Source organism: Rhodococcus sp. MEB032 (assembly GCF_030208925.1).
Classification (GTDB): domain Bacteria; phylum Actinomycetota; class Actinomycetes; order Mycobacteriales; family Mycobacteriaceae; genus Rhodococcus_F; species Rhodococcus_F qingshengii.
This window is the reverse complement of the sequence record NZ_JARVSY010000004.1, coordinates 18,396-43,315: the sequence shown is the minus strand read 5'-3', so window position 1 is coordinate 43,315 and position 24,920 is coordinate 18,396. Positions and strand designations below refer to the sequence as shown.

Below are 24,920 nucleotides of genomic sequence, written 5' to 3'. Positions count from 1 at the left end.
AAAGTGGCTTCTGAATCCGCGTCGTCAGGCTCTTGCCGCCACAGTGCATACGTGGAAGTTGTCACAAGAAACCAGTTGCTCGAGCAGGGCACTTCGCGCAGTTCGATCTCCCGATCCACGCGGTCAGGGCGACTCCATCGAATCCTGCCGTCGGTGTACTCCACCGAAGAACCTGGATACTTCGAGCGTTGCGTCGCGGTCACACTGTGGAAGCCTGAGGCCGTCCTCAGCCATACCAGCGCAGCCTGGCTGTGGGATCTCCTGCCGGAGGAACCACTCTTCGTCGAGGCCACCGTGGCTCCCAGCGTCCGAGCAGCCAGTCCGCAGTGGGTACGGCTTCACCGACGAACAGGAGTCTCGTCGGATGAGTGGATGGGTTTACCGATCGTGCCGATCGAGCAGTGCTTCATCGACGTCGCGACCACGTTGCCACGGCCCGCACTCGAGGCCTTCTTCGACGCGGCGGTATCGACCCGAGTGCCGTGGAAGTCGATAGCCCAACTGTGTGATGCGAGCCGCGGCAGGCACGGGATCCCCGCCGTACGCGAACAACTCCGCACCTGTTGCCCGCTCACTCGTTCGGAACCGGAGCGAGCAGTCGCCCGTGCACTGACTGCGCGCAACGTTCACCTGGAGATCAACGCTCGGGTCGGACCCTACTTCGGCGATCTGGTCGACACGCGAGCCCGGGTGATCGTGGAGATCGACGGGCGCGAATTCCATACCGACCCCGCAACTTTCAACAACGATCGACGGCGTCAGAACGCACTCGTTCTCGACGGATGGATGGTGTTGCGTTACTCCGCCGCCACCGCGATGGCCCATCTCGACGCTGTGGCGGACGAAATCATCACAGTGGTCCGAAGACGCCGACACAACCGGGCGTAAGCGCGGGCGTAAACGCACACAGCATCGAGCGCGCAACGGGAAACCGCGATCGCGTCGCAGTAGTGGACAAAAATGCCCGCAAATACCTCCGCACAAGCAAAAGCCCGGCCCACCGAATGGTGGGCCGGGCTCTAGGAGCTAGGTGGAGATGGACTCAGAAGTCCATGCCGCCCATGCCGCCGGTCGGATCGCCTGCAGGCGCTCCGGCCTTCTCGGGCTTGTCAGCGACAACGGCTTCGGTCGTCAGGAACAAAGCCGCGATGGACGCTGCGTTCTGCAGTGCCGAGCGGGTGACCTTGACCGGGTCGTTGATGCCTGCAGCGAGCAGGTCGCCGTACTCGTTGGTCGCAGCGTTGAGGCCGTGACCTGCGGGCAGGTTGGAGACCTTGTCCGCAACAACGCCGGGCTCGAGGCCTGCGTTGAATGCGATCTGCTTGAGCGGAGCGGACAGTGCAACGCGAACGATGTTCGCGCCGGTTGCCTCGTCACCTTCGAGCTTGAGGTCGTCCAGTGCGGGAGCTGCCTGGAGAAGTGCAACGCCACCACCGGCGACGATGCCCTCTTCGACGGCTGCCTTTGCGTTACGCACTGCATCTTCGATGCGGTGCTTGCGCTCCTTGAGCTCGACCTCGGTAGCAGCGCCGGCCTTGATGACTGCAACGCCGCCGGCCAGCTTGGCCAGACGTTCCTGCAGCTTCTCACGGTCGTAATCCGAGTCGCTGTTCTCGATCTCGGCGCGGATCTGGCTGACACGACCGGCGATTGCGTCGGCGTCGCCGGCACCCTCGACGATGGTGGTCTCGTCCTTGGTGATGACGACCTTGCGTGCCTGGCCGAGGAGCTCGAGGCCTGCGGTCTCCAAGGAGAGTCCGACCTCTTCGCTGATGACCTCGCCACCGGTGAGGATGGCGATGTCGGCGAGCTGAGCCTTACGACGGTCACCGAAGCCGGGAGCCTTGACGGCAACAGACTTGAAGGTGCCACGGATCTTGTTGACCACGAGGGTGGAGAGAGCTTCGCCCTCGACGTCCTCGGCGATGATCAGGAGCGGCTTGCCGGACTGGATGACCTTCTCCAGCAGGGGCAGCAGGTCCTTGACCGTGGAGATCTTGGAGCTGACGAGCAGGATGTACGCGTCTTCGAGGACGGCTTCCTGACGCTCTGCATCGGTGGCGAAGTACGCCGAGATGTAGCCCTTGTCGAAGCGCATGCCCTCGGTGAGCTCGAGCTGCAGGCCGAAGGTGTTGGACTCCTCGACCGTGATGACGCCTTCCTTGCCGACCTTGTCCATAGCCTCGGCGATGAGCTCACCGATGGACGGGTCGCCGGCGGAAATACCGGCGGTAGCAGCGATCTGCTCCTTGGTGTCGATCTCCTTGGCGGTCTCGAGCAGGCGAGCTGTGACAGCCTCGACAGCCTTCTCGATGCCGCGCTTGAGGCCGAGCGGGTTCGCGCCGGCTGCGACGTTGCGCAGGCCTTCACGGACCAGAGCCTGTGCGAGAACGGTAGCGGTGGTGGTGCCGTCGCCAGCGACGTCGTCAGTCTTCTTGGCGACCTCCTTGACGAGCTCGGCGCCGATCTTCTCGTACGGGTCGTCGAGTTCGATCTCCTTGGCGATGGAAACACCATCGTTGGTGATCGTGGGGGCGCCCCACTTCTTTTCGAGAACGACGTTGCGACCCTTGGGGCCCAACGTCACCTTGACAGCGTCGGCGAGGGCGTTGAGGCCTCGCTCGAGGCCACGACGTGCCTCTTCGTCGAACGCGATGATCTTTGCCATTGCGAAGTGATCCTCCGGATAGGGGGTGACACACAAGGTGACCGCTCGTCGGGTCACCTCATCGGCACAAGGCGACCGTTTGACCAGTCACCTCATTACACGGGCGACCGATTTGCCTGGTCACCCATCTACGCCTGTGGTCTAGTCAGTGCCCGCGACGGACGACCGGGGGTGTCTATGGTTCCCGGTCTCACTGCCTCGACCTGGCACTCACGGTTCGCGAGTGCCAACTGCATTTTTAGCACTCGAGCGTGCCGAGTGCAAGGTTGAGCCTCAGCCCGCGATGCAGAACTGTCCGTTACTCAAATTGACCGCAAACGAGAGCACTCCGACGCAGTCGACGCCGTTGGCATCGGCCGTAGCGCCCGCTCCGTAACCAGCGATGGCGAAGGTGACGTTGCCGTCAGCCGCCCCGGCCCGCGCGATACCGCCGCCGAGCGCAAATGCCTGCGCCTGACCGTTACCGCGAGAAGCCCCCAGCGCGGTTCCGAAGCCGTTTGCATATGAATTGGAGTAGCCGTTGTCGGCGGCGACGCTCACAGCGGTACCGCTCTCGGCAGCACCGGCCTGCGAACGGCCGGCTCCGACGGACTGCGCGCCGCAGCTCGCGGTCTCGGAGACCTGGATGTCATTGGCCGACGGCGGCGAGACACACGTGACGGGGGCTGCCGAAGCAGCTCCCGCACCGGTCAGCGCCAGCCCGGCGGCGAGCCCCATACCTACAGTCATCACAGCCCCTGTTCTCGCCAGGCGGCCCCCCAACCGACTACTGGAAATTCCGCTGACTCGAGAGGATGAGCGACGGAACCAGACTGACGAGATCAAGGGCATAGAAAACTCCTTCGTGGAACAAGTTCATTGGATTCGGGCGCGAGAGTACCCGCTCGAGTGAAGTCCGTCACCCCCGCCTGGTCAAGCCTCGAGGACGACCCCGAGAAGGGCCGGAAGATCCGCGACCGAATCGATGACATGATCAGGCTTCTGAACCGACAGATCGAGCACTGTTTGCCGAAACTTGCCTGTGCGCACCAGAACTCCGGTCAAGCCGACTCGTTGTGAGGAGAGGACGTCCCCGATCAGGTCGTCGCCGACCATCACCGTCGCCTCAGGTTCGACATGCATCAGCTCCGTGGCTGTCAGGAACCCCGTGAGAGACGGTTTACCCACTGCGGCGATATTTACACCTGCCACTTCCTCGAAGCCCGGCAAGTACGTTCCGGTGTCGATCCGAAGGCCGTCTACGGTCTCCCACATCATCCCGCGGTGCATCGCGACGACGGGCACACCGGCGAGCAGAAGTTCGAGCACTCGGCTCAGCGCCTCGTGAGTGAACTCCGGGCCGGCACCGCCGAGAATCACGACCTCAGGATCGGCGTCGTCGAATTCGATTCCCTCGAGATCGGCAGACACGTCACCGTGATTGAGGACCCACGCCCGCGCGTCCGGATACGTCGCCCGCACGTACTCCCCTGTGAGCCTGGCGGCAGTAACTATCTGGCTCGCCTCGACCTCGATACCGGCGTCGCACAACCCCTGCGCGATGAGCGACGAACTGCGCGAAGTGGTGTTGGTCAGAAACCCACAGGCCAATCCCCGCCGCCGAACTTCGCGTACGGCTTCCCCTGCTCCCTCGATCGGCTGCCAGGACGTGAGCAGGACTCCGTCGATATCGAACAGAACACCTTCGATGTCGGCCATTGCACCAGCCTATATTCGCCATCGAGGTCCTGCCGAGGCGTCGGAACCCGAAATCCGTCGATCGCTCAGTAGGCTCCCACCCATGGACCTGCGCGACGACGACCTATTCTCCGTTGCCGGTTCTCTGGCCGAATTGCTCGGCGCTCCCGTCACGATCGAGGACGAGAACTCGACTGTCCTCGCGTACTCCGGCGGCGAGCAGGCCGTGGACGAAGCCCGCATCGGCACGATCCTCGGCCGGCAGGTACCCAGCCGATTCCGCCAATTACTCTCCGACGCAGGAGTATTCGATCGTCTCCACCGAGAGAGCGACCCAATCTACGTTGATCTCGAAGACCCTGCGATCACGCCGCGCCTGGTCATCGCAGTTCGCGAGAACGATCACCCCGTCGGCTCGATCTGGGTCGCACTCGCCGGAACACCGACGCCCACACAGGAATCGATACTTCGATCCGCGGTATCTGTCGTGGCCGAGAGAATCGCCTCGGAGCGTGACCGGGTCGACAGCACACGCCGTCGCCAATCCCAGCGCGTCCAAGCTCTGATCGGCGGTGGCGAACCCGCATTCCGCGCCGCAGACGACTTGCGGTTGGCAGGCCCGCTCACCGTCGTCGCCGTCGGAACCGTTGCGGGACCACTGCCGGCGGGGTTGGTCGCGTCCTTGAGCTTGTACCTCGACACTCTGGCCGTCGACGCCGTTGCCGCTCAACTGTCCGAGACCATCTACCTTGTCATCGCGACCGACGAGACCAACGCTCGCCGATTGTCCGCCGACTTCCTCACCCGCGCCCGTGGCCGCGAATTCCTGGCAGTGGCCGTCGGTCGGACAGTGAAGTCTGCAAGCGAATCACATCTTTCGCGCTCGGACACCGACCATGTTCTCGGAGCGCTTCGTCATGGCCGGTCCGGCGGAACCGTCGCGGGAATGAGGGACACGTTGGCCTCCGTTCTCGCCCTGCACGTCGCCGACATCATCGACGGACTCGGCGACTCCACACCACTCGGAAGCCTCGAACGTCACGACTCTCAGCACGGCAGCGATCTGGTCGCGACGGCAAAGGCCTTTCTCGAGCACGGCGGTGACGTGGCGAATTCTTCTGCCGCACTGCATGTTCACCCCAACACGCTCCGCAACCGCCTGCGTCGAGGCAAGGAGATGTGCGGCGTCGACCTGACCGACGCCGACACCCGCTTGATTCTGATGCTGCAGTTCAAACTCGCTCGCTGAGCAGGCGCGGCGGTGCGTTGTGCGAATCCACAACGAGGTAGCTCCGACGATGGCCGAACGGCCAGTCCTTTTGCCGCCCCCGCGATTCATGCTTGAGAGAAGAGCCGGATGTGACCGGCGTCTCGGTTCGAGCAGAGTCTGTAGAAGGAGTGCGTCATGGGAACTCGTCAGAGCCCCGATCGTGTGGTCGTGGTCGGTGCGGGCGTTGTCGGATTGTCGACGGCCTGGTTCTTGCAGGAACGTGGAGTCGAGGTCACCGTCGTCGATCGCGACGGGGTCGCAGCCGACGCGAGCTGGGGCAACGCCGGTTGGCTTGCCCCCGCATTGACGCTTCCGCTGCCCGAACCCGCAGTGCTCCAATACGGCTTGCGCGCGATGCTCAGCCCGTCGTCCCCGGTGTACGTGCCACTGACCACCGATCTGAAGCTGATTCGGTTCCTGGTCGGGTTCGCGCGCCACTGCACGCAGTCGAAGTGGCAGGAAGCGATGTCGGTCTACACCGAGGTCAACCGAACAGCCTTGGGCGCGTACGACGAACTCGCCGACGGTGGCGTCAAAGAGCTGACGCGCCTTGCCGATCCTTTCCTCGCCGCGTTTGCGTCCGAGAAGGACCGACAGACCTTGGTGGACGAGTTCCATCACGTCGAAGCTGCCGGCGGCGAGGTCGACTTCGACCTCCTCGACTACGACGCGATTCATTCGCTCGAGCCTTCACTCGGCCAGGGTGTGAAAGCCGGTTTGCGTCTGCGTAATCAGCGTTTCATCGATCCCCCGTTGTTCGTGAACTCGTTGGCGGACGCGGTTCGTGAACGCGGTGGAGAAATCGTCAGCGGTTTCGAGGTCACGCAGATCGACGATCGGGTCGGCGGAGTCAGTGTTCGCAGTGCACAGGGTGATTCACGCGACGGTGACTCCGTAGTCATCTCGAGTGGTGCCCGCTTGAACAAGCTCGCCGCACCGTTCGGTGTGCGCAAACTGGTGCAGGCCGGACGCGGATACAGCTTCAGTGTCAAGCCTGAGCACCTCCCCAAGAACCCTGTGTATTTCCCCACCCAGCGCGTTGCGTGCACGCCGTTGCACGATCGCTTCCGCGTGGCCGGAATGATGGAATTCCGCAGCCCCGACGCGCCGCTGGATCCGCGCCGGGTGCAGGCGATCATCGATGCAGCCAAGCCGATGCTCAGCGGCATCGACTGGACTGCACGGGAAGAGGAGTGGGTGGGCTCACGGCCGTGCACTACCGACGGTTTGCCGTTGATCGGCGCCACGCGCTCGCCGCGCGTGCACGTCGCCGGTGGTCACGGAATGTGGGGAATCGCCCTGGGTCCGTTGACCGGAAAGATGGTGGCCGACTCGATGACCGGCGCTCAGACGCCGACCGTCATGCGCCGCTTCGATCCGCTGCGCTGACAGCCGGTTTCACCCACTTGTAGTACGCGCCCGTCAGCAGAACCAGCCATCCGGCACCGACGAGCAAGGCAACTCGGGTATCGACGATGACGCCGAGCAACACGATGACAAAAGCCAGGAACACGATCGCGAAGATCTGACCGTACGGCCACAGCGGCACTGGAAACTTCAGTGCCGCTGTTTCGTCTGCACTCATCTGAGCGCGGGAACGGAACTGCGAGAGCAGGATCATGATCCAGACGAAAATGGTGGCGAAGGTCGCCAGCGAGGCGATGACGAGGAACACCTGGTCCGGGATCAGGTAGTTGAGCAGTACTCCCACCAACAGGGCAACGGTCATGATGACAACGGTCATCCACGGAACACCGTTGGCGGAGACTCTCTTCATCACCTGCGGGGCCTGGCCGGCATGCGACATTCCGAACATCATGCGACCCGCACCGAAAACGTCGCTGTTGATGGCCGACAGGGCTGCGGTGATGACGACGATGTTGAGGATCGAAGCGGCCGTTCCCAATCCGAGATTCTCGAAGATCTGGACGAACGGGCTGTTGTCGGAGTTGATGGTCTGCCACGGAATGATCGCCATGATGACAGCCAGGGTGCAGATGTAGAAGAGAATGATGCGCACCGGGACCGTGTTGACGGCTTTCCTGATGGTCTGCGCCGGATCCTCGGCTTCGCCCGCGGTGATACCGATGATCTCGGTGCCGCCGAACGCGAACATCACGATCGCAAAGCACGCGACGAATCCGCCGAAGCCCGTCGCGAAGAACCCGCCGTCCGACCAGAGGTGGCTGATTCCGGCATCGGTGTCGTGAACGCCGAATCCGAACACGATGATCGCGATGCCCCCGGCGATCATCGCGATGATGGCGGTGATCTTCACGAGCGTGAACCAGAATTCCAGTTCGCCGAAGACCTTGACGCTCAACAGGTTTATCGCGCCGATGAAGAAGACGACAGCCAGAACCCAGATCCATCTCGGTACGTCCGGGAACCAGAACTGCATGTAAAGGCCGAAGGCGGTGACGTCGGCGAGGCACACGATCACCATCTCGAACGTGTACGTCCACCCGGTCATGAAACCGGCGAGTGGTCCGAGGTGCTTGTTCGCGTACTCGCTGAACGAACCGGAAACCGGGTTACGGACCGCCATCTCGCCGAGCGCTCGCAACACCAGGTAGACCGCGATACCGCCGATCAGGTAGGCCAGGAGCACCGACGGGCCGGCTCGTTTGATGGCCTCGGCGCTGCCGTAGAACAGTCCGGTTCCGATGGCTGATCCGAGGGCGATGAAGCGGATATGGCGCGCTGTCAGCCCTCGCTTGAGGCCATCCTGCGTCGCTGCGTCGCTGTTCACTTCTCGGTACTCCAGTCGGATGGATCGTCATACGTGCGCGAACCATTGTCCGCTACCACCGCGCGTGTTCCCGCACGACCCTGTTGGACGGCCGTACAGTGACCTGACACACATGGTCCATTGACGGATCGCTTACGATCGACAAAAGTGTTTGTAACTTTACGTAGCATCAACTCGACTGGAGAGACTGTGTCCAACACCCTCGAAGCAAGCATCGACATCGACGCATCACCGCAGGACGTGTGGGCAATCGTCGCCGACCTGCAGCGCATGGGCGAATGGAGCCCCCAGTGCAAGGTGATGAAGGTAATCGGCGGGACCGTCCGTGAGGGTGCCAAGACGATCAACGTCAACCGCAAGGGCCTGCTGGTCTGGCCGACGTCGTCGAAGGTCGTTCGCTTCGAGCCCAACAAGTCGGTGGCGTTCCGCATCGCGGAGAACCGCACGATCTGGTCCTACGAACTCGAGCCGACCGCTACCGGCACCAAAGTGACCGAGCGTCGCGAGGCTCCCACCGGAACGTCGAAGGTCTCGCAGTTCCTCGTCAAGACCGTCCTGGGCGGAAACGCCGACTTCGAGGTCGAGCTCGTTGAAGGCATGAATGCCACCTTGAAGCGTGTGAAGAGCGAGGCCGAGGCGGCTGCACGCACCTCTGCTTGACCCTCGACCTGGTCGAGGCATCAGGATCCGTTCCATGGATCCCGTGATGACACAGATAGCGCAGGCACAAGAATTGGCGAGCTCCGGCGATCGAGCCGGGGCTCGCTCTGCGTTCGAGAAGGTGTGGGAAGAGATCAGCGCCGCCCCCGATGCGCTCCACATCGTCTCCCTCGCGCACTACATGGCCGACGTTCAAGACGATCCGGCTCAAGAGCTCTGCTGGGACCTGCGCGCCCTCGACGCTGCAGATTCGTTGACCGACGCGCGAGCCCAGGAACACCACGCATCGCTGCAGGTCGCCGGTTTCTATCCATCGCTGCACCTCAACCTGGCTGCCGACTACCGCAAACTCGGACGCGACGCCGAGGCCGTCGAGCATCTGACGAAGGCCGAGGCGTCGGTCGGCACACTCGCCGACGACGGTTACGGCCGGATGATCAGGGGCGCTATCGAGCGACTGCGGGCAGAATTGATCCGTGACCACTAGTTCCGCCCTCTTGACGATCGGCGAGATGTCCAGGGCGTCGGCGCTCCCGATCAGCGCGCTGCGGTTCTACGACAAGGAAGGCGTGCTCGTCCCGCATTCCGTCGATCCGCACACCGGTTACCGCTGGTACACCGACGACCAACTCCGCGACGCACGCGTGATCGCCGGTATGCGGCGCGTCGGTGTTCCGATCCGCGACATGATGGCCGTCCTGACCGGACCGGAACCCCATTCGTGCCTCGACGCCCATCTGCGCAACCTCGAGGACGGTCTCGCCGACGCCCGGGCCGAACTGGGACGAATCCACCGCCTGATCGACGCGCTACCTATCTCCGGCGGCGTGGACATCGACTCGTGGGATCTACGACGCGCACTCGACGCCGTGCTGTTCGCCGTGAACGAGGAATCGGAGTTCCCGATACTTCGCGGCGTCCACCTCGACATTCACGACGGCGTCGCTGCGTTTGTCACCACTGATCAGTTCCGGCTCGCGGTCGCCGAGGTGACAGTTCACTCCGCTCTGACGGTGTCCGCTGTCGTTCCCGTCACCTTCGCGCGATTGTTGCGCGACGTCGCCGGCGTCGTGACGCTGACTTTCTCCGCGCGCACGGTGACTGCGTCGTATCCGGGAGGTGAGGTGTCCAGCCCCCTGATCGAGGACGGAGAGTTCCCCGATCACCGAATCCTGCGCGAGCACCACAACGCCGTCGAACTGAGCGGCGACCACCTTGCCGCCCTGCTCAACGGCACCGAGGACAGTGCCGTCGTCAGCGTCGGCGAAGACGGTGGTGCCCGGGTGGATCCGGGCGGAACGGATCCCCGTGAGAAGTTCCGAGTACTGGTCGACCGGCAGCGACTGCGCGACGCCGCCGCAGCCCAACCGGGGCGGCAACTGGTGATCCGAGTAAGCGGTGCGACGCTCCCGCTGGCGATACGCACCGGCGACTGTGTCGGGTACTACTCGTACTTGATGCCACTACAGCCTGTAGGAGAGAAGGCGTTCACGTAATCTATGGATGCTCTACCACCCCGTACTGTCAGTGCGACCAGCAGAAGACCTACCGAGTAGTTAGAGGAGCCTGTGGCACGCCGACCCACACCCCCCGGAACCCCGCAACCCACCGGGATCGGACATATCGTCGATCTGGTTCGCCATGCGATTCCGCCACTTCATCCCGCCGGCCTGCCGTTCGTGCTGGCCCCGCTGGGAGTTGCAGCTCTGGGCCGCAACCGTAAGTGGGTGCGCCGAGCCGGTCTGACCACCGCCGCCGCATGCGCCACGTTCTTCCGTCACCCGCACCGGGTGCCGCCCAACCGCATCGGCGTCGTCGTCGCACCCGCCGACGGCGAGGTGGCGTTGGTCGACAACGCCGTTCCGCCCGCCGAGCTCAATCTCGGAAGCGAGCCGCGCCCGCGCGTCAGCATCTTCCTGTCGGTTCTCGACGTGCATGTCCAGCGCAGCCCTGTCGGTGGAACGGTCAAAGAGGTCGTTCACCAGGCAGGCAAGTTCCTCTCCGCAGATCTCGCCGACGCCAGCGAGGTCAACGAGCGCAACAGCATGCTGATCGAAACCGCCGATGGTCACGACGTTGCGGTTGTCCAGATCGCGGGACTGCTTGCACGCCGCATCGTCTGCTACGCCGGTGTCGGTGACGTCCTGCCGATCGGCGACACGTACGGACTGATCCGTTTCGGCTCACGCGTCGACACCTATTTCCCCGCCGGAACCACACTCCTGGTCGAGCCGGGACAACGCACGATCGGTGCTGAAACAGTTATCGCGCAACTGCCGTGAAGACGCCGAAGATGAAGTCAGCCGTGAAGAAGCCGGGAGCAGCCCAACCCGGCGCGAAGATGCCCAAACGCACCCAGGCGGTGCGGTTGCTGCCGTCCGTCATCACCATCCTGGCGCTGTGCGCCGGGCTGTCCGCCGTCAAATTCGCTCTCGACGGACAACCCGGTACCTCGCTCGCGATGATCGGCGCCGCTGCCGTCCTCGATTCACTCGACGGCCGCATCGCGCGACTGCTCGACGCCACCAGCAAGATCGGCGCCGAACTCGACTCACTGGCCGACTCCATCTCCTTCGGCGTCGCCCCGGCCCTGGTCCTGTACGTGACCTTGCTGGACGGCACCAGCATCGGCTGGATCATCGCGTTGATCTACGCGGTCAGCATCGTGTTGCGACTCGCACGTTTCAACACTCTGCTCGACGACGACGACGTCCCCGCGTACGCACGTGAGTACTTCGTCGGCGTTCCGGCTCCGGCCGGCGCACTCATCGCCCTCACTCCCCTGGCCGCGACGGCTCAGTGGGGTGACGGCTGGTGGTCTTCGCACTTCGTCGTCATCGTGTGGACGCTCTTCTCGGCTGCACTGATCGTCAGCCGCATCCCGACGCTGGCGATGAAGTCGGTATCCGTGCCGCCGCACATGGCGGCCGGCCTGCTCGTCCTGGTGACGTTGGCTGCGGCCGCACTCATCACCTACCCGTACATCCTGCTGATCGTTCTCATCGCGATCTACCTGGTGCACATCCCGTTTGCCGTGCACTCGAAGCGGTGGGTGGCAGCACGTCCCGAAACCTGGGACATCAAGCCTTCCGAACGCCGCGCGATCCGACGCCAACCCAACGTCGGTGGTCGCCGCTCGGCCGCTCGTCTCGGATTGCGGCGACCCCGCTAGTCCACGACGTACGCTCGAGAGGTGACTTCGCCGGAACTCGCCCTCACCGTTCGACTCAACACCTCTGCCGCCGACCTACGCCGCGGGGTCGTGCGCTTGCACCCCGAAGCGTTGGCGGCGTTGGGCATCCGCGAATGGGATGCCATCGCACTCATGGGAGCCCGCGGCACCGCGACCGTCGCGGGCCGTGCACCCACCGGAACCCCGGCAGGCACGATCCTTCTCGACGACGTCACCATGTCGAACGTCGGCCTGACCGAGAACTCTTCCGTCGTGGTCGGTCCGGTGACGGTGTACGGAGCGCGATCCGTCTCCGTCACCGGCTCGTCCATGGCGACAAATTCGATCAGCTCGACGGTTCTGCGACAAGCTCTTCTGGGCAAGGTCGTCAGCGTCGGCGACACGGTCTCGCTCCTCCCCCGCGATCTCGGTCCGGGTACGAGCACTTCCGAAGCCACCCAAGCGCTTTCCCGTACCTTCGGCGTCGCGTGGACATCCGAACTGCTCACCGTCACGGCCGTCGAACCTGCCGGTGGTCCGGTCAGCGTCCAGCCGAATTCGGCAGTCAACTGGGGTTCCGGCTCGGCGGGCACACTGACACCGAGTGCGCTTGTTTCCAGTCCGGCCGCCGTCGCGATCGAGCCTGCACCGTCGGTTCCGCTGGATCACCTCGTCGGCGCGCAAGCGCAGGCAGCCAAGCTGACCGAGTGGCTCGGCCTGGCACTCGACGAACCAGAACTGCTCCGTACGCTCGGCGCCTCACCGCACCTCGGCGTCCTCATCACGGGCCCCGCCGGCGTGGGCAAAGCCACGTTGGCCCGCTCGGTCCTGTCCTCGCGCAAACTGGTCGAACTCGACGGCCCGGGAGTCGGTGCCACCGAGGCGAATACCCGCCTGCAGCGAATCGTCGACGCCGTTGCTGCCGTGCGCGGCGGTGGTGTACTGCTGATCAGTGACATCGACGCTCTGCTTCCGGCCACCGCGGAACCGGTGTCCGCACTGATCCTCGAACAACTGCGCAGCGCCGTCGCAACCCCGGGCGTGGCATTCGTCGCGACCTCCGCCCATCCGGAGACCGTCGACGCGCGCCTTCGCGGCCAGGATCTCTGCGATCGAGAACTCGCACTTACCCTGCCGGACGGCGCAACCCGCAAGGCGTTGCTCGAACTCCTGCTCCGCCGCGTGCCCACCGGAACCCTCGAACTCGACGCCATCGCCTCGCGCGCACCGGGATTCGTGGTCGCCGACCTCGCGGCGCTCTGCCGTGAAGCTGCCTTGCGAGCGGCGACGCGGGCGTCCAAATCCGGTGATTCTCCGGAGATCACGCAGGAAGATCTTGTCGGTGCCCTCGAAGTGATTCGGCCACTGTCCCGTTCGAGTACCGAAGAACTGTCGATCGGCAGCGTCACCCTCGACGACGTCGGCGACATGGTCGAAACCAAACAGGCCCTCACCGAAGCGGTGCTGTGGCCGCTACAGCACCCCGACTCCTTCGCACGCCTCGGTGTCGACCCACCCCGCGGCGTGCTCCTCTACGGCCCTCCCGGCTGCGGTAAGACGTATCTCGTTCGTGCCCTTGCCAGCTCAGGTCACCTCAGCGTCCACGCCGTCAAAGGTGCGGAGCTGATGGACAAGTGGGTCGGCGCCTCCGAAAAGGCCGTACGCGAGTTGTTCCAGCGCGCACGCGATTCGGCGCCCTCGTTGATCTTCCTCGACGAAATCGACGCCCTTGCCCCGCGTCGTGGTCAAAGTTCCGACTCCGGGGTGTCGGATCGCGTCGTAGCCGCGTTGCTGACCGAACTCGACGGCGTCGAACCGCTACGCGACGTCGTGGTGTTGGGCGCCACCAACCGACCGGATCTGATCGACCCGGCTCTTCTGCGCCCCGGCAGACTCGAACGTCTCGTATTCGTACCGCCGCCGGATGCGGAGGCCCGCAAAGCGATTCTGCGTGCTTCCGGCAAGTCGGTACCGCTCGCCGAAGATGTCGATTTGGACATTCTGGCCGTCGATCTCGAGGGATACTCGGCAGCAGACTGCTCGGCTCTCCTGCGTGAGGCTGCACTCGCCGCCATGCGTCGGAGCATGGACGCGGCCGACGTGACGGCCGCGGACGTGGCAACCGCCCGTGAGAAGGTACGTCCCTCACTCGATCCCGAGCAGGTGGCACACCTACAGGCGTACGCGGACAACCGATAAGGACTGACCATGGCTGCTGATCTGGTTCTGTACGGCGACATCGTGACCATGCACGAGGAAGCACCACGCGCCCAGGCGCTCGCCGTGACGGGCGGCCGGATCACAGCCGTCGGCGCGCGCACGGACGTCGAGGAACTGGTGGGGCCGGATACCCGCGTCGTCGACGTCGGAGGTGCCACTGTTCTGCCGGGGTTCATCGAGCCACACGGTCACCCTTTGGAAGAAGCCATCGTGCTCGGGCCTGACGTCGTCGACATCCGGCCTGTCACGATCGCCGAGGCGGACGCCGTAGTTGCTGCCGTCGTCGACACTGTTCGTTCGCGAGGTGCTGCCGGCGCTTCTCTGAACGGTTGGGACCCGTTGCTGCAGAAGGGCCTACCCGATCCGACCATCGACTGGCTGGACTCCGTAGCGCCGGAGTACCCCCTCGTGATCATGCACAACTCGGGACACGTCGCGTATTTCAACACGGCGGCAGCAGTGCAGGCCGGCATCACCCGCGATACCCCCGATCCGATCGGCGGATCGTACGGCCACGACGCGACGGGCGCACTCGACGGAGCCGCGTACGAAATGCCTGCGGTGTTCGCAGTCGCGGGCCACGCAGTCACCATCGGTGACGACTTCCCCGCACTGGTGGCGGCCGAATGCGCCCGGCTGAACGCCGCGGGAATCACCACCATCGCCGAATTGTCGTTCGACCCCAAGATGCGGCCCGCCCTGGCAGCGATAGCCGACGCCGGACTCCTCACCACCCGCCTGCGGCTCTACGAGATGTCCAACGACGCGCGCACTACCGAGGCGTCACCGGGCGACGGAAACGACCTGGTGCGCCAGATCGGCATCAAGGTCTGGTCCGACGGTTCACCGTGGGTCGGTAACATCGCCACCAGCTTCCCGTATCTCGATACCGAAGCCACCCGCGCGCTCGGGATCGCCTGCACGCACGGGCACGCCAACTACACCGGCGAACAGATCCACGACATCAGTTCCGCCTACTTCGCCAAAGGGTGGCAGATGGCGTGCCACGCCCACGGTGACGACGCGATCACCATGGTTCTCGATGCGTGGGAGCAACTTCTGAAGGAGCACCCCCGGCCCGATCACCGGTTGCGTCTCGAACACGTCGGCGCGATGCGTCCGGATCAGTTCGTCCGCGCGGCGGAACTGGGCGTCACGGTCAGCATCTTCATCGACCACCTGCACTACTGGGGTGACGTTCTGGTGGATGACCTGTTCGGCCCCGAATACGGATCCGTCTGGGCCGCAGCAGGATCTGCACTCGCGGCCGGGCAACGGTTCACCTTCCACAACGACGGTCCCGTCACCCCCGCCAATCCGCTACGGAATATGCAGGACGCCGTCACCAGACTTTCGCCCAGCGGCCGCGTCGTGGCACCCCAGGAACGGATCCCCGTGGATGCCGCAGTGCGCGCCCACACGGTCAACGCCGCGTGGCAGCTGTTCAGCGAAGATCACATCGGGTCCATCTTTCCCGGTGCCTACGCGGATCTTGTTGTGCTGTCGGCAAATCCCCTCGACGTCGAGCCGACCAGGCTGGCCGACATCACGGTGCTCGCCACCATCCTGGAGGGTCGGACGGTGTACGGAGACCTGAGCGCGATCGGCTGATCGGTCGCCGAACGCCGTGGACAAAGGCCGATAACCTTCTCTGCTCGAGTTCCAAGGATTGTTGCGAAAACGGAGACGGCGCAGGTGGTCTCAGGGTTCAGTGCGGATGTCGTCAACGACCTGAGCAATCGCATGTTTCGCCCAGGCCGTGATCTGCTCGTTCGTGTCGCGGTAGTACGGCAAGGCAACCAATGCAATCGACAGAGCCCATGCGCGGCCACGCGTCCAAGTGCCCTCGTCCACGTCAACATGAAGCCGGAATGTATGCCGAGTGCTCGGTGTCAGCAGAGTCCATGCAATGAGGCAGTCGAGATTGCCTGCCGCAAATCGAATGAAGATCCGAAAAGTCCCAAAAATCGGAATTGTCGAAAATTATTGCATAGGAACAGTTTTCGAGATACAAGTCTTGTGTTCGAAACTTTGTTCGATTAGACTTTTAGCATGGACAGTCGGGAAGCATGGCAACTGGATAGCGAGGACCTCAAGGGTGAGGTTCTGGGTCTGGTGCGCGCCCGACACGAGTTGCAGTCGCGGATGGTGTTGCTGATCGTGGAGATGTTTTCCCGGGACGTTCTCGGTGGGAAGGGTTTTCGGGCGATCGCTCAGTGGTTGCATGGTTCGACGAATCTGGAGATCGGTGAGTGCAGTCTGCTGGTCGGGTTGGCGCGGTTGTTGATGCTCGAACCCGTGGTGGGCGATGCGTTTCATCGCGGTGACGTGGATGCGTTGAAAGCCCGTCAGGTGGCGTCGTTTTGTCAGCATCCGCCGAAGAACATGACCCTGGCGGATGTGGACAAGGCCCGCGGGATCCTGCTTGGCCTGGCGTCGAAGAACATCGCTGATTGTGATGCGGTGCGGGCGGCGATCCGGCGGATCGAGAAGCAGTACGGCAAACGCGAGGACGGGGTTCCGGTCGGTGAGGATTCCGAACGTAACGAGTTCTACGCGTCGAAAGGCCTGTACGGCAGAGTAACTGTGAAGGGCGACCTAGATGCTGTGAACGGGGCCCGGTTGATCACGTTATTGTCGAGCCTGTCGGCTCCGACACCGGAGAAGGACGGCGTCAAAGACACCCGCACCCCGGCGCTGCGGCGGGCGGATGGGTTTTGCGAATTACTGCGGCGGTACGAGCGGGCGGGGTTGGGTCCGATCGAAGGCGGAGTGAAACCGCACATCACCGTGACCGCGTCGGCAAAAGATATGACGGACCTTAAAGTTCTGAAAGACCTCCTGCCGTCCACTGAGGAGTTGGGGTTCGCGTGGACGGATTGGGTAGGTCCGATCAGTATCGATACCGCGCGGATGTTGGCGTGCGACTGCACCGTGACGCGGATTTTGTTGGATGAGAATGGTGTTCCGCTCAAGTGCGGTAAGGAAGCGAGAACAGCGACGGTGCCGCAGCGGCGGGCGTTGGCGGTTCGGGATGGCGGGTGTGCGTTTCCAGGGTGCGGGACGCCGTCGGGGTGGTGCGATGCTCACCATATTGTTCACTGGAACGATGGCGGCCCAACGGATCTCGACAATCTGATCTTGTTGTGCGGTCATCATCATCGGACGATGCACCACACGGAGTGGCGGGTGGAGATCGGGCCGGATCGGAAAACAGTGTTCTATCCACCGATGTCGATCGATCCGTATCAGCAGCCGATCGGCGGGAACAGCCCACCGACAGCAGCCTGAAGTGAAACAACTCGAGACGCGAGCACCGGGGCACGATCATGCCCCGGTGCTCATGCTGCGTTCCGTCATCTTCGCGGAGACGTACGGCCTACCAGCGGTTCCGAACCTCCTCGGCAAATCCGAGGAGATCTCGAACCACCACGGAGGTACCGTCGTCGAGGATCACTGTGCCGGAGAACTTTCCGAACACCTGATGCTGAATCGAACGCAGCACCCCGACGTCGAAAGTCGCGGCACGGTCGATGATCGGCTCGAAAGTCATCTCGAAGCGACCATCGTTGCTCGAGAAGTTCCACGGAGCGCCGTCGTACGTTCCCTGCGGGATGCCGAAGTCGATCCTGTCCAGTTTGTGTGCCCGCCCTCCGACAAACACGATGTTCTCGCTGGCCGCCGTAGTATCGCCGAAGCCGTAACCGATGTTGAATCCGAACCGCTCGCCGTTCACCAGTCCGGATGCAGAACCCCAGTACCAGGTGTTGTCGTAAGTCCAGACTCCCCTGCCCCAATCGAGAACGCCGAACGAGTCCTCCGAGCGAAATGTGAAGTCGTCGCTCCCGATTCGCACGGTCCCGGCAGCGGGTAGGCAGTTGATCTTCTGGTTGTAGTAAAACGAACGGGACGCCTTCGGAAACGGTGTGGCGATCACCATCCGGTCATCGGCAGGACTCGCCAGGAACAAATCGGCATGAAGACCTCGTCCACCGTCGAAAGCCGGGTAGTCGACGATCAGGTGGCGCCCACCGTCCACATGGCGAAACTCGAAGCGAGCTTTACCTTTCGACACCACCACATCACCGTCGTCCGCGCTTTCGGGCAGGCCGAGCCTTCCCATCGGGAACGGCAGCATCACGTTTTCGGTGATCTCGTGTGGTGTTCGGAAATCGAGCCAGGAGACCCCGAGCAAGCCCATGTACCCGTTGTCGGCGACGGTCAGCGCGATGCCGTAATCCGCAGTGAGAACGCAGTAGAAGTCCCACTCCTTGATCCGGAACTTGGGAGCGGTGATCGCAGAGCGTCGATACTTGCGAATCTCCGATGGGGCCCAACCCGTCTCGACCAAATGTCCGCCATCGTCGAGAAGCGGGCCGGGCGACATCAGTGTCTGCATTCTTACTTCCAGCGTCCCAAGATCTCGTTCGCACGGTTGGCCAATGCCATCTGGAAGAACGGACCGAAGCTCACACGTGCCACTCCGAGCGGACCGAAACTTGCCGGGTCGTCCTGGTCCGGGATTCCGATCGCATTGATCGGAAGTGGGAGCTCGGACGTCAGGCGGCGCTGGGTCGCGTCGTCATGCCGCCCGACGGGGTAGAGAACGTCGGCGCCGGCGTCGGCCGCCAGCTTGAGGCGTGCGATGGCGCGATCGACGCGATCGGACTCGTCACCGACCTGCTTCACGAACAGGTCGGTGCGCGCGTTGACGACAACGTGAACTCCGGCTGCGTCGGCGGCCTGACGAAGCCCACCCACGAAGTCGGCGTGCTCCTGCGCCTCGCGCAAGCGTCCGCCTTCACTGTGAACGGTGTCCTCGATGTTGAGTCCGACAGCGCCGGCATCGATCAACCCGTCGATGAGAACTGCCGGCTCGAGCCCGTAACCACCCTCGATGTCCACCGAGATCGGGGCGTCGACCGCACCGGTGATCTGCTTGATCCGGTGCAGAAGTTCGTCGAAGGTGATGCCCTCGTTGTCCGGCTTGCCGATGGAATCGGAAACCGGATGACTGCCTACCGTCAGGGCTGCAAAACCGGCAGCCACCGCAAGATTCGCCGACCACGCGTCCCATACCGTCGGGAGAATGACCGGATTACCTGGCTGGTGCAACGCCAATAGAGCAGTTGCCTTGTCGTTGATCGAAGTCATGCGGTGGCTCCTCGAGATCGTGGGTGTACCTCTCACCTACCGACTCTAGTGAGCGACCGGGCAGCCTGTGCTCTTGTAATCGACCTGGAACTCCTTGATGCCGTTGATCCAACCCGAGCGCAGACGGCGCGGATCACCGATCTTGGTGATGTCCGGGACGTTGTCGGCGATCGCGTTGAACATCAAGTCGATCTCCATACGAGCGAGGTTGGCACCGATGCAGAAGTGCGCGCCCGTTCCGCCGAAGCCCAAGTGCGGATTGGGGTTACGAGTGATGTCGAACGTCATCGGGTTCTCGAAGACGTCCTCGTCGAAGTTCGCGGAGCTGTACAGCATCACCACGCGCTGCCCCTTCTTGATCGACACTCCTGCCAATTCCGTGTCCTCGAGCGCGGTGCGCTGGAAGGCGGTGACGGGTGTCGCCCAACGGACGATCTCGTCGGCCGTCGTCTTGGGACGTTCCTTCTTGTACAGCTCCCACTGCTCGGGGTTGTCCAGGAACGCGATCATTCCGTGCGTGATGGCGTTGCGGGTGGTCTCGTTCCCTGCGACCGCCAGGATGAGCACGAAGAACCCGAACTCCTCCGGGCTCAAGGAGTCGCCGTCGATGTCGGCCTGGACCAGAGTGGTGACGATGTCGTCTGCCGGGCAGGTACGACGTGCGTCTGCCATTTGGTACGCGTATCCGAGGACCTCGGTGGACGCGACTGCCGGATCACCCTGGTATTCCGGGTCGTCGTAGCCCATCATCTCGTTGGACCACTTGAACAGCTTGTCTCGATCGTCCTGCGGTACACCGATCAGATCCGCGATCGCCTGGAGCGGCAGCTCGCTGGCAACCTGCTTCACGAAGTCGCCCGGGCCTTCGCTCACAGCGGTGTCGACGATGCTCCGTGCACGACGATCCAATTCGTCGCGCATGCCGTTGATCGCGCGAGGCGTGAACAGCTTCGAAATCAGCTTGCGGAGCTTGGTGTGCTCCGGTGCATCCTTGTTGAGCAGAAGATGCCGGAGCATCTCGACGGCCTCACGTGGCATGTCGTCGGCGAAACGCGCGATCGCGGTGTTCTCCCAGCTCGAGAACACATCGCTGCGCTGGCTGACCTCTTTGACGTCAGCGTGACGCGAGACCACCCAGTAGCCCTCGTCCTGGAATCCACCGACCGTCGACGGCTGCTCACACCACCACACGGGTGCGTTGCGACGCAGTTCGGCGAATTCCTCGAAAGGGATCCGCTCCCCGAGGACAGCAGGATCGGTGACGTCGAATCCGGCCGGCAGGCCAGGCGTGCGTGTTGTGTCCGAGATGGTCATGGCGTCCTCTGATCGGTCGAATGTGCGCTACACCACAGAGTAGCTTTCACTAACGGACTGTCAAGTGAAAGACGGAGAGTCTCGTGCAACTGACCCGTGAGAGCCCCCGCGGCACTAGGATCCTGGTAATGACAGATACCTCCGGCAGACTGACGCTGCGAGAGAAGCAGAAGCAGCGAACCCGCGCAGACCTCGTGGATGCCGCCGGCGCGCTCTTCACCGAACGCGGATACGCGGCTGTCACCGTCGAGGACATCGCCGGCCGGGTCGGTTGCAGCCGAGCCACCTTCTACCTGCACTTTCCCGGGAAGATCGACATCCTCAAGGCGCTCGGCTCGAACACCGTCGTATCCAGCACCCTCGCCATATTCCAGGATCTCGACCACGTACTCGATTCCGGTTCGCGCGAAGAATTCGCCGGCTGGATCAACCGCGCTCTCGACTGGTGCCGCGATCACCACCACATGATGCGGGCGTGGGACGAGGCCATGGTCCTCGAACCCGAGTTCCGCACACTGGCCCGCGAAGGCATCTCCGCACTGCCCAACGCGATGCCGTCGTACCTGGCACGCTGGCCGCAGAGCCGACACGACGAGGCGAAACTCCGGGTCGAACTCCTGCTGACACAAGTCGAGCGCTTCTTCATTCGCTGGGCGGAACAGGGCGCGATCACCGCGGGTGCGGACGTCGCAGCAGACGTTCTCACCGACATCTGGTTTCCGGCACTCACGCCGCCCACGACCGATGTCGCGGCGCCGCGATAGGTTGGCCCGATGCCACTCGATCTTCGAGCGATCCTCACCACCGTCGCTGCGCTCCTGTCCGGGATACTCGCTGCGCTGGCCCTGACCAATCCGGTTCTCCGTGACTGGGCCATCGTGGCCTCTCCGTCGGAAGTAGATCGCTGGATCAGCAGTGGACCCACCGCTGTCGGGCTCGGCGCCGTGGTTGCCGTGCTTGCCTGCGCACTCTCACAGCGTCGCGGCTCCCGTCGGGCAGCCTGGATCGCGATCACCGTCGGGGTCGCCGTCATCGCGATCATTCGGGCAGTCGTGCCCGAGGTTGCGTCACTGGACCTGCTGATCGCCGTGATCATCGTCAAAAGTGTTGCAGCCGGTGCGATTCTGGGTTGTGTGGTTGCCGTCAGTTGGGATCGCACCGCCACGAAGAACGCCACCCTCCTCGGCGTGCTTGCCGCCTTCCTCGCGGTTCGCACGTTCGCCGGCGGGACGGGCCGGATGAGTACGTCTTCGGTAGGTGAGCCGTCGTGGTGGCTGATCGGCGCCACGGCCGCAGCAGCAATCGCCTGTGCAGTGACCGCGCAATCCGGCTTCCGGATCCGCAAGCCCGACGCGGGCGAAATCCGCATCGCGCTCGTGGTGATCGCCGCGCTGGCGATCGGGCATCGAGTGCTCGGCGCCGTGATCGATCGCCAGCAGTACGCGTCCGAGGCAACTGCCTGGATCGTCATGGTCTTGGCAGCGGGCGCTGCGCTCGCGTTGACATGGATCGCCGCCTACCGTCTCGGCGACACCTCCGGTGCTGGTGGCAAGTTCCTCTGGGCCGCAACCGCTCTGGCCGCTGCGTCGGCTCCGCTGTTCGTCGACATCGCGAAGGGTTCCGGCCACTGGGGAGACCTGAAGTCCCCCTGGGTACTGGTGCTTTTCGCAGCCCTGCCGGTCGCCGTCGGATTGCGACTGCACAAGCAGGTGCCAAACCTCGTTCCCATCGCCGTTCTCGTTGCGGTACCGCTGTCAGAACTACTGCCCTTCGACTCCGCGCACGGTGTCTGGTCAATCGCACTGAAGATCGCCTCGCTGGGTCTCGCCGCCGGATTGCTGTTCGGTGCCCTGGCTCCCGGCAGCCTGGTCGACGCCACACTCGGACTCGCCATTCCCTTTGCCGCAATGACCTTCTCGTCGATCGCCATTCTCACCGATCAGCTCACCGCGCCGCCAGAGTTGACAGCGGCAGACATTCAGCGATTGATGGAACTTCCCATCCCGGCGCACGTCAGCGCCAACGGAGGACTATTCGGACGCGGAATAGGCATCACCATCGACTACGTCACCCCTCAGACCGTCGGCGCTGCAATCCTCTTCGCCTTGATCATCGGCTTCTGCGGTGCAGCGATCCTCCGACGATCCCATCCACCCGTCGACACCACGGAATCTCGGATCGAACCGGAGCCAGTCGACTGACACACCGTCACCGGACTGAGACCTGCTATTGCGGTGCAACTGGTACCGGATTGACTATTTTGGAGCAGTGCCCATCGCCCGCAGGACGCTGCTCGTCGCGCTGAGTGGTGTGACGGCATTCGTCGTCACCGTCGTCGCCTTGGCACCGTTCGTGAACAGCCAGTCGACGTCGATTTCGACGGGCGACCGATTCTGGTCCATCTCGACCATCGGCGCCGGCGTCTTGGCTGTCGTCGCGGTCGGGACAGCCGCGATGATGGCCCGCTGCCGGTTGCGGACCGCGGCCATGACGGTCTTCGGTGGACTCCTACTCGAACTGCCCGGGCTCTACGATCACAACTTCGAGGCACTCTCACCCGTCGGTGCGGGAGTCGCTGTCGGCGCGGTCACGGTTGCTGCCGCTCCCCGGGTCCGAGCCGCTTCCGTCGCGGGAACGATTGTTGCCGTGCATGTCTCGGATTCACTCCTCGACGAAGACGCTATTCCTCGGCGGTACGCGGACTACATCGCCGACAACACCAACCAGTTTCAACCACCAGTGTTGGGGGCAACACTGCTCGCGCTCGCTTTGGCCGCCGCCTGCGTCGCCGCGTTCTGGTTCCACGACTTCGACAAGGACCACCCCAAGGAACGGATGGCCGTTCGACCGGTGACTATCGCGGCGGTGCTCACTCTCTTCGGGGTCGCTGCGAATTGGTGGTTCGAGATCACCACCGTCACGGCGGCGGTGCCTCTACTACTCGTCGCGCTGGTGATCACGGTGATCTGCGCGCGGGTGCTGGGCGACGGCAGTCGAATCCTGCTGATGTGTACCGCTGCCGTCGCAACTCTGGCGGCGGTCTCGGCGAACCGTCCCGCAACCGAAGCCATGGAATGGTCGAAAACCCCCGCCTCCACCGCCGTCGTGATCGGACTCGTCATCGTCGCCGCGGCAGCGATCGGCGCGATCGCTCCCTCGCGAGTCGTCGGCTACGGATTGCTCCTGACGGTCACGGTCGCCGGGATCGTCAGCTACGCCACGTCGCCGTCGCCGAAGATCGGTGACGTTCTCACGATCAGCGATCTTCTTGTCGCCTTCACCGCTGCGGTCGTCACATACGCGATCGCCAGCGCGATGTACCGAGAGCCACCGCGGACCGGAGCGTCGCGAGCACTCGTCGGACTCGGTGTCATCTTCGGCCCGACGGCGCTGGCCCTGCTCGTCTATCCGCAGTTCGACTACGGATGGACGGCGTACACGCCGCTCGACGAGAACAAGCCCTTCAACGGCATCACGACGGTCGGCCCGTTCGAAATCTCGACCGACATTCTGATACTCGACGCCGTGGCGCTGATCATCGTGGCCGTCTGCGCCTACGTGAGTCTCCGATTGGGGCGGATCAATCGATCCGTTCCTCCGCCGATCAGTCGATCAGATCCATCGACGCCAGGCGATGGAACACTTTGAGCGATCCGGGCGCCACCTCGTCCATCGCTGCGTACTCGGCGAGCGTGAAGTAGCGGAACTCGGCGATCTCGCTGGTCGGGTGCGGGTCTCCGGCCATCTCCGCCAGATAACAACTCATGTGCAGGCCCGTGTCCGCGGAATGTCCGAAAGCGTGAGCCTCGAAGACGTCGAGGAACGTGACCGTCCCGTCGACCAGATCGACGTCGAGTTCCTCCCGAATTTCGCGGTGCAGTGCCTGCTCGGGCGTCTCCCCCGGGTCGATCTTTCCGCCGGCCATGTAGAACGCCGTCTTGCCCACGGAGCGGGTCTGGATCAGCTTGCGGTCACGAATGTGTGCAAGGGCAGCGGTACGGATGATCGTGGTGGGTGTCGACGAATTCACGTC

The 24,920-nt window shown here is 63.6% G+C and carries 23 protein-coding genes; 14 read left to right on the top strand and 9 right to left on the bottom strand.

Features of this window, described 5'->3' with window-relative positions; all coding sequences use genetic code 11:
* Positions 1–51: 51 nt before the first annotated feature.
* Positions 52–888, top strand: a complete 837-nt coding sequence (locus QRN54_RS05665; protein ID WP_054781533.1) for a DUF559 domain-containing protein — start codon at positions 52–54, stop codon at positions 886–888.
* A 154-nt stretch (positions 889–1,042) separates the two neighbouring features.
* Here QRN54_RS05665 and groL read toward each other — a convergent pair whose 3' ends face one another.
* The 3 genes from groL to QRN54_RS05650 all read right to left on the bottom strand — a co-directional run bounded on the left by groL (position 1,043) and on the right by QRN54_RS05650 (position 4,366).
* Entirely contained in the window at positions 1,043–2,668 is a 1,626-nt protein-coding gene (groL, locus tag QRN54_RS05660; RefSeq protein WP_003941476.1) for a chaperonin GroEL, read from the bottom strand.
* A gap of 273 nt (positions 2,669–2,941) precedes the next feature.
* Entirely contained in the window at positions 2,942–3,499 is a 558-nt protein-coding gene (locus tag QRN54_RS05655) for a DUF6764 family protein (RefSeq protein ID WP_019744475.1), read from the bottom strand.
* 81 nt (positions 3,500–3,580) lie between these two features.
* Positions 3,581–4,366 (bottom strand): HAD-IIA family hydrolase, encoded by a 786-nt coding sequence (locus QRN54_RS05650; protein ID WP_020906711.1) that lies wholly within the window; start codon positions 4,364–4,366, stop codon positions 3,581–3,583.
* A gap of 82 nt (positions 4,367–4,448) precedes the next feature.
* Between QRN54_RS05650 and QRN54_RS05645 the strand changes: the two genes are divergently transcribed.
* Positions 4,449–5,594: a PucR family transcriptional regulator gene (locus tag QRN54_RS05645; protein WP_003941492.1), complete on the top strand. Its 1,146-nt coding sequence runs from the start codon at positions 4,449–4,451 to the stop codon at positions 5,592–5,594.
* 156 nt (positions 5,595–5,750) lie between these two features.
* Positions 5,751–7,004 carry an NAD(P)/FAD-dependent oxidoreductase gene (locus QRN54_RS05640; protein WP_165639225.1) on the top strand — a complete coding sequence of 418 codons (1,254 nt, stop codon included), beginning with the start codon at positions 5,751–5,753 and terminating at the stop codon, positions 7,002–7,004.
* On the opposite strand, the gene QRN54_RS05635 is transcribed toward QRN54_RS05640, so the two are convergent.
* Positions 6,976–8,367 (bottom strand): amino acid permease, encoded by a 1,392-nt coding sequence (locus tag QRN54_RS05635; protein WP_165639224.1) that lies wholly within the window; start codon positions 8,365–8,367, stop codon positions 6,976–6,978. The two genes, QRN54_RS05640 and QRN54_RS05635, sit on opposite strands and share 29 nt — an antisense overlap.
* 189 nt (positions 8,368–8,556) lie before the next feature.
* On the opposite strand from QRN54_RS05635, the gene QRN54_RS05630 reads away from it, so the two are divergent.
* From QRN54_RS05630 to QRN54_RS05600, 7 genes are all read left to right on the top strand, one after another.
* Positions 8,557–9,027, top strand: coding sequence for an SRPBCC family protein (locus QRN54_RS05630; protein ID WP_003941500.1), 471 nt, complete (start codon positions 8,557–8,559; stop codon positions 9,025–9,027).
* A gap of 34 nt (positions 9,028–9,061) precedes the next feature.
* A complete protein-coding gene (locus QRN54_RS05625) occupies positions 9,062–9,514 on the top strand; it encodes a hypothetical protein (protein ID WP_007733713.1) in 453 nt (150 codons plus the stop codon).
* The gene (locus QRN54_RS05620) at positions 9,504–10,523 is read left to right on the top strand and encodes a DNA polymerase III subunit beta family protein (protein WP_042450437.1); all 1,020 of its coding nucleotides are present in this window, start codon (positions 9,504–9,506) and stop codon (positions 10,521–10,523) included. The genes QRN54_RS05625 and QRN54_RS05620 overlap by 11 nt, the downstream gene beginning before the upstream one ends.
* Positions 10,524–10,595: 72 nt before the next feature.
* On the top strand, positions 10,596–11,309 hold the full coding sequence (locus tag QRN54_RS05615) for a phosphatidylserine decarboxylase (protein ID WP_003941540.1): 714 nt from the start codon (positions 10,596–10,598) through the stop codon (positions 11,307–11,309).
* A 59-nt stretch (positions 11,310–11,368) separates the two neighbouring features.
* A complete protein-coding gene (locus QRN54_RS05610; RefSeq protein WP_029254795.1) occupies positions 11,369–12,199 on the top strand; it encodes a CDP-alcohol phosphatidyltransferase family protein in 831 nt (276 codons plus the stop codon).
* 21 nt (positions 12,200–12,220) lie between these two features.
* Positions 12,221–14,398: an AAA family ATPase gene (locus QRN54_RS05605; protein WP_003941536.1), complete on the top strand. Its 2,178-nt coding sequence runs from the start codon at positions 12,221–12,223 to the stop codon at positions 14,396–14,398.
* Between the two features lie 9 nt (positions 14,399–14,407).
* Positions 14,408–16,030, top strand: coding sequence for an amidohydrolase (locus tag QRN54_RS05600; RefSeq protein WP_042450439.1), 1,623 nt, complete (start codon positions 14,408–14,410; stop codon positions 16,028–16,030).
* A 90-nt stretch (positions 16,031–16,120) separates the two neighbouring features.
* On the opposite strand, the gene QRN54_RS05595 is transcribed toward QRN54_RS05600, so the two are convergent.
* The gene (locus QRN54_RS05595; RefSeq protein WP_047268844.1) at positions 16,121–16,273 is read right to left on the bottom strand and encodes a hypothetical protein; all 153 of its coding nucleotides are present in this window, start codon (positions 16,271–16,273) and stop codon (positions 16,121–16,123) included.
* A 198-nt stretch (positions 16,274–16,471) separates the two neighbouring features.
* Here QRN54_RS05595 and QRN54_RS05590 point away from each other — a divergent pair, with 198 nt between their 5' ends.
* The gene (locus QRN54_RS05590; RefSeq protein WP_285181721.1) at positions 16,472–17,710 is read left to right on the top strand and encodes an HNH endonuclease signature motif containing protein; all 1,239 of its coding nucleotides are present in this window, start codon (positions 16,472–16,474) and stop codon (positions 17,708–17,710) included.
* Positions 17,711–17,798: 88 nt separating this feature from the next.
* Here QRN54_RS05590 and QRN54_RS05585 read toward each other — a convergent pair whose 3' ends face one another.
* From QRN54_RS05585 to QRN54_RS05575, 3 genes are read right to left on the bottom strand one after another with little or no spacing between them, the layout of a single operon-like run.
* Positions 17,799–18,818 (bottom strand): DUF2804 domain-containing protein, encoded by a 1,020-nt coding sequence (locus QRN54_RS05585; protein WP_285181720.1) that lies wholly within the window; start codon positions 18,816–18,818, stop codon positions 17,799–17,801.
* Between the two features lie 2 nt (positions 18,819–18,820).
* The gene (locus QRN54_RS05580; RefSeq protein ID WP_007730096.1) at positions 18,821–19,573 is read right to left on the bottom strand and encodes an isocitrate lyase/PEP mutase family protein; all 753 of its coding nucleotides are present in this window, start codon (positions 19,571–19,573) and stop codon (positions 18,821–18,823) included.
* Positions 19,574–19,618: 45 nt separating this feature from the next.
* Entirely contained in the window at positions 19,619–20,887 is a 1,269-nt protein-coding gene (locus tag QRN54_RS05575) for a cytochrome P450 (protein WP_285181719.1), read from the bottom strand.
* A gap of 128 nt (positions 20,888–21,015) precedes the next feature.
* Here QRN54_RS05575 and QRN54_RS05570 point away from each other — a divergent pair, with 128 nt between their 5' ends.
* The 3 genes from QRN54_RS05570 to QRN54_RS05560 all read left to right on the top strand — a co-directional run bounded on the left by QRN54_RS05570 (position 21,016) and on the right by QRN54_RS05560 (position 24,535).
* Positions 21,016–21,651: a TetR/AcrR family transcriptional regulator gene (locus QRN54_RS05570; protein WP_042926208.1), complete on the top strand. Its 636-nt coding sequence runs from the start codon at positions 21,016–21,018 to the stop codon at positions 21,649–21,651.
* Between the two features lie 9 nt (positions 21,652–21,660).
* Positions 21,661–23,088, top strand: coding sequence for a hypothetical protein (locus QRN54_RS05565; RefSeq protein ID WP_073512164.1), 1,428 nt, complete (start codon positions 21,661–21,663; stop codon positions 23,086–23,088).
* A 67-nt stretch (positions 23,089–23,155) separates the two neighbouring features.
* Positions 23,156–24,535: a hypothetical protein gene (locus QRN54_RS05560; RefSeq protein WP_223304380.1), complete on the top strand. Its 1,380-nt coding sequence runs from the start codon at positions 23,156–23,158 to the stop codon at positions 24,533–24,535.
* Here QRN54_RS05560 and QRN54_RS05555 read toward each other — a convergent pair.
* Positions 24,492–24,917, bottom strand: a complete 426-nt coding sequence (locus QRN54_RS05555; RefSeq protein ID WP_007730102.1) for an NUDIX hydrolase — start codon at positions 24,915–24,917, stop codon at positions 24,492–24,494. The two genes, QRN54_RS05560 and QRN54_RS05555, sit on opposite strands and share 44 nt — an antisense overlap.
* Positions 24,918–24,920 lie beyond the last annotated feature (3 nt).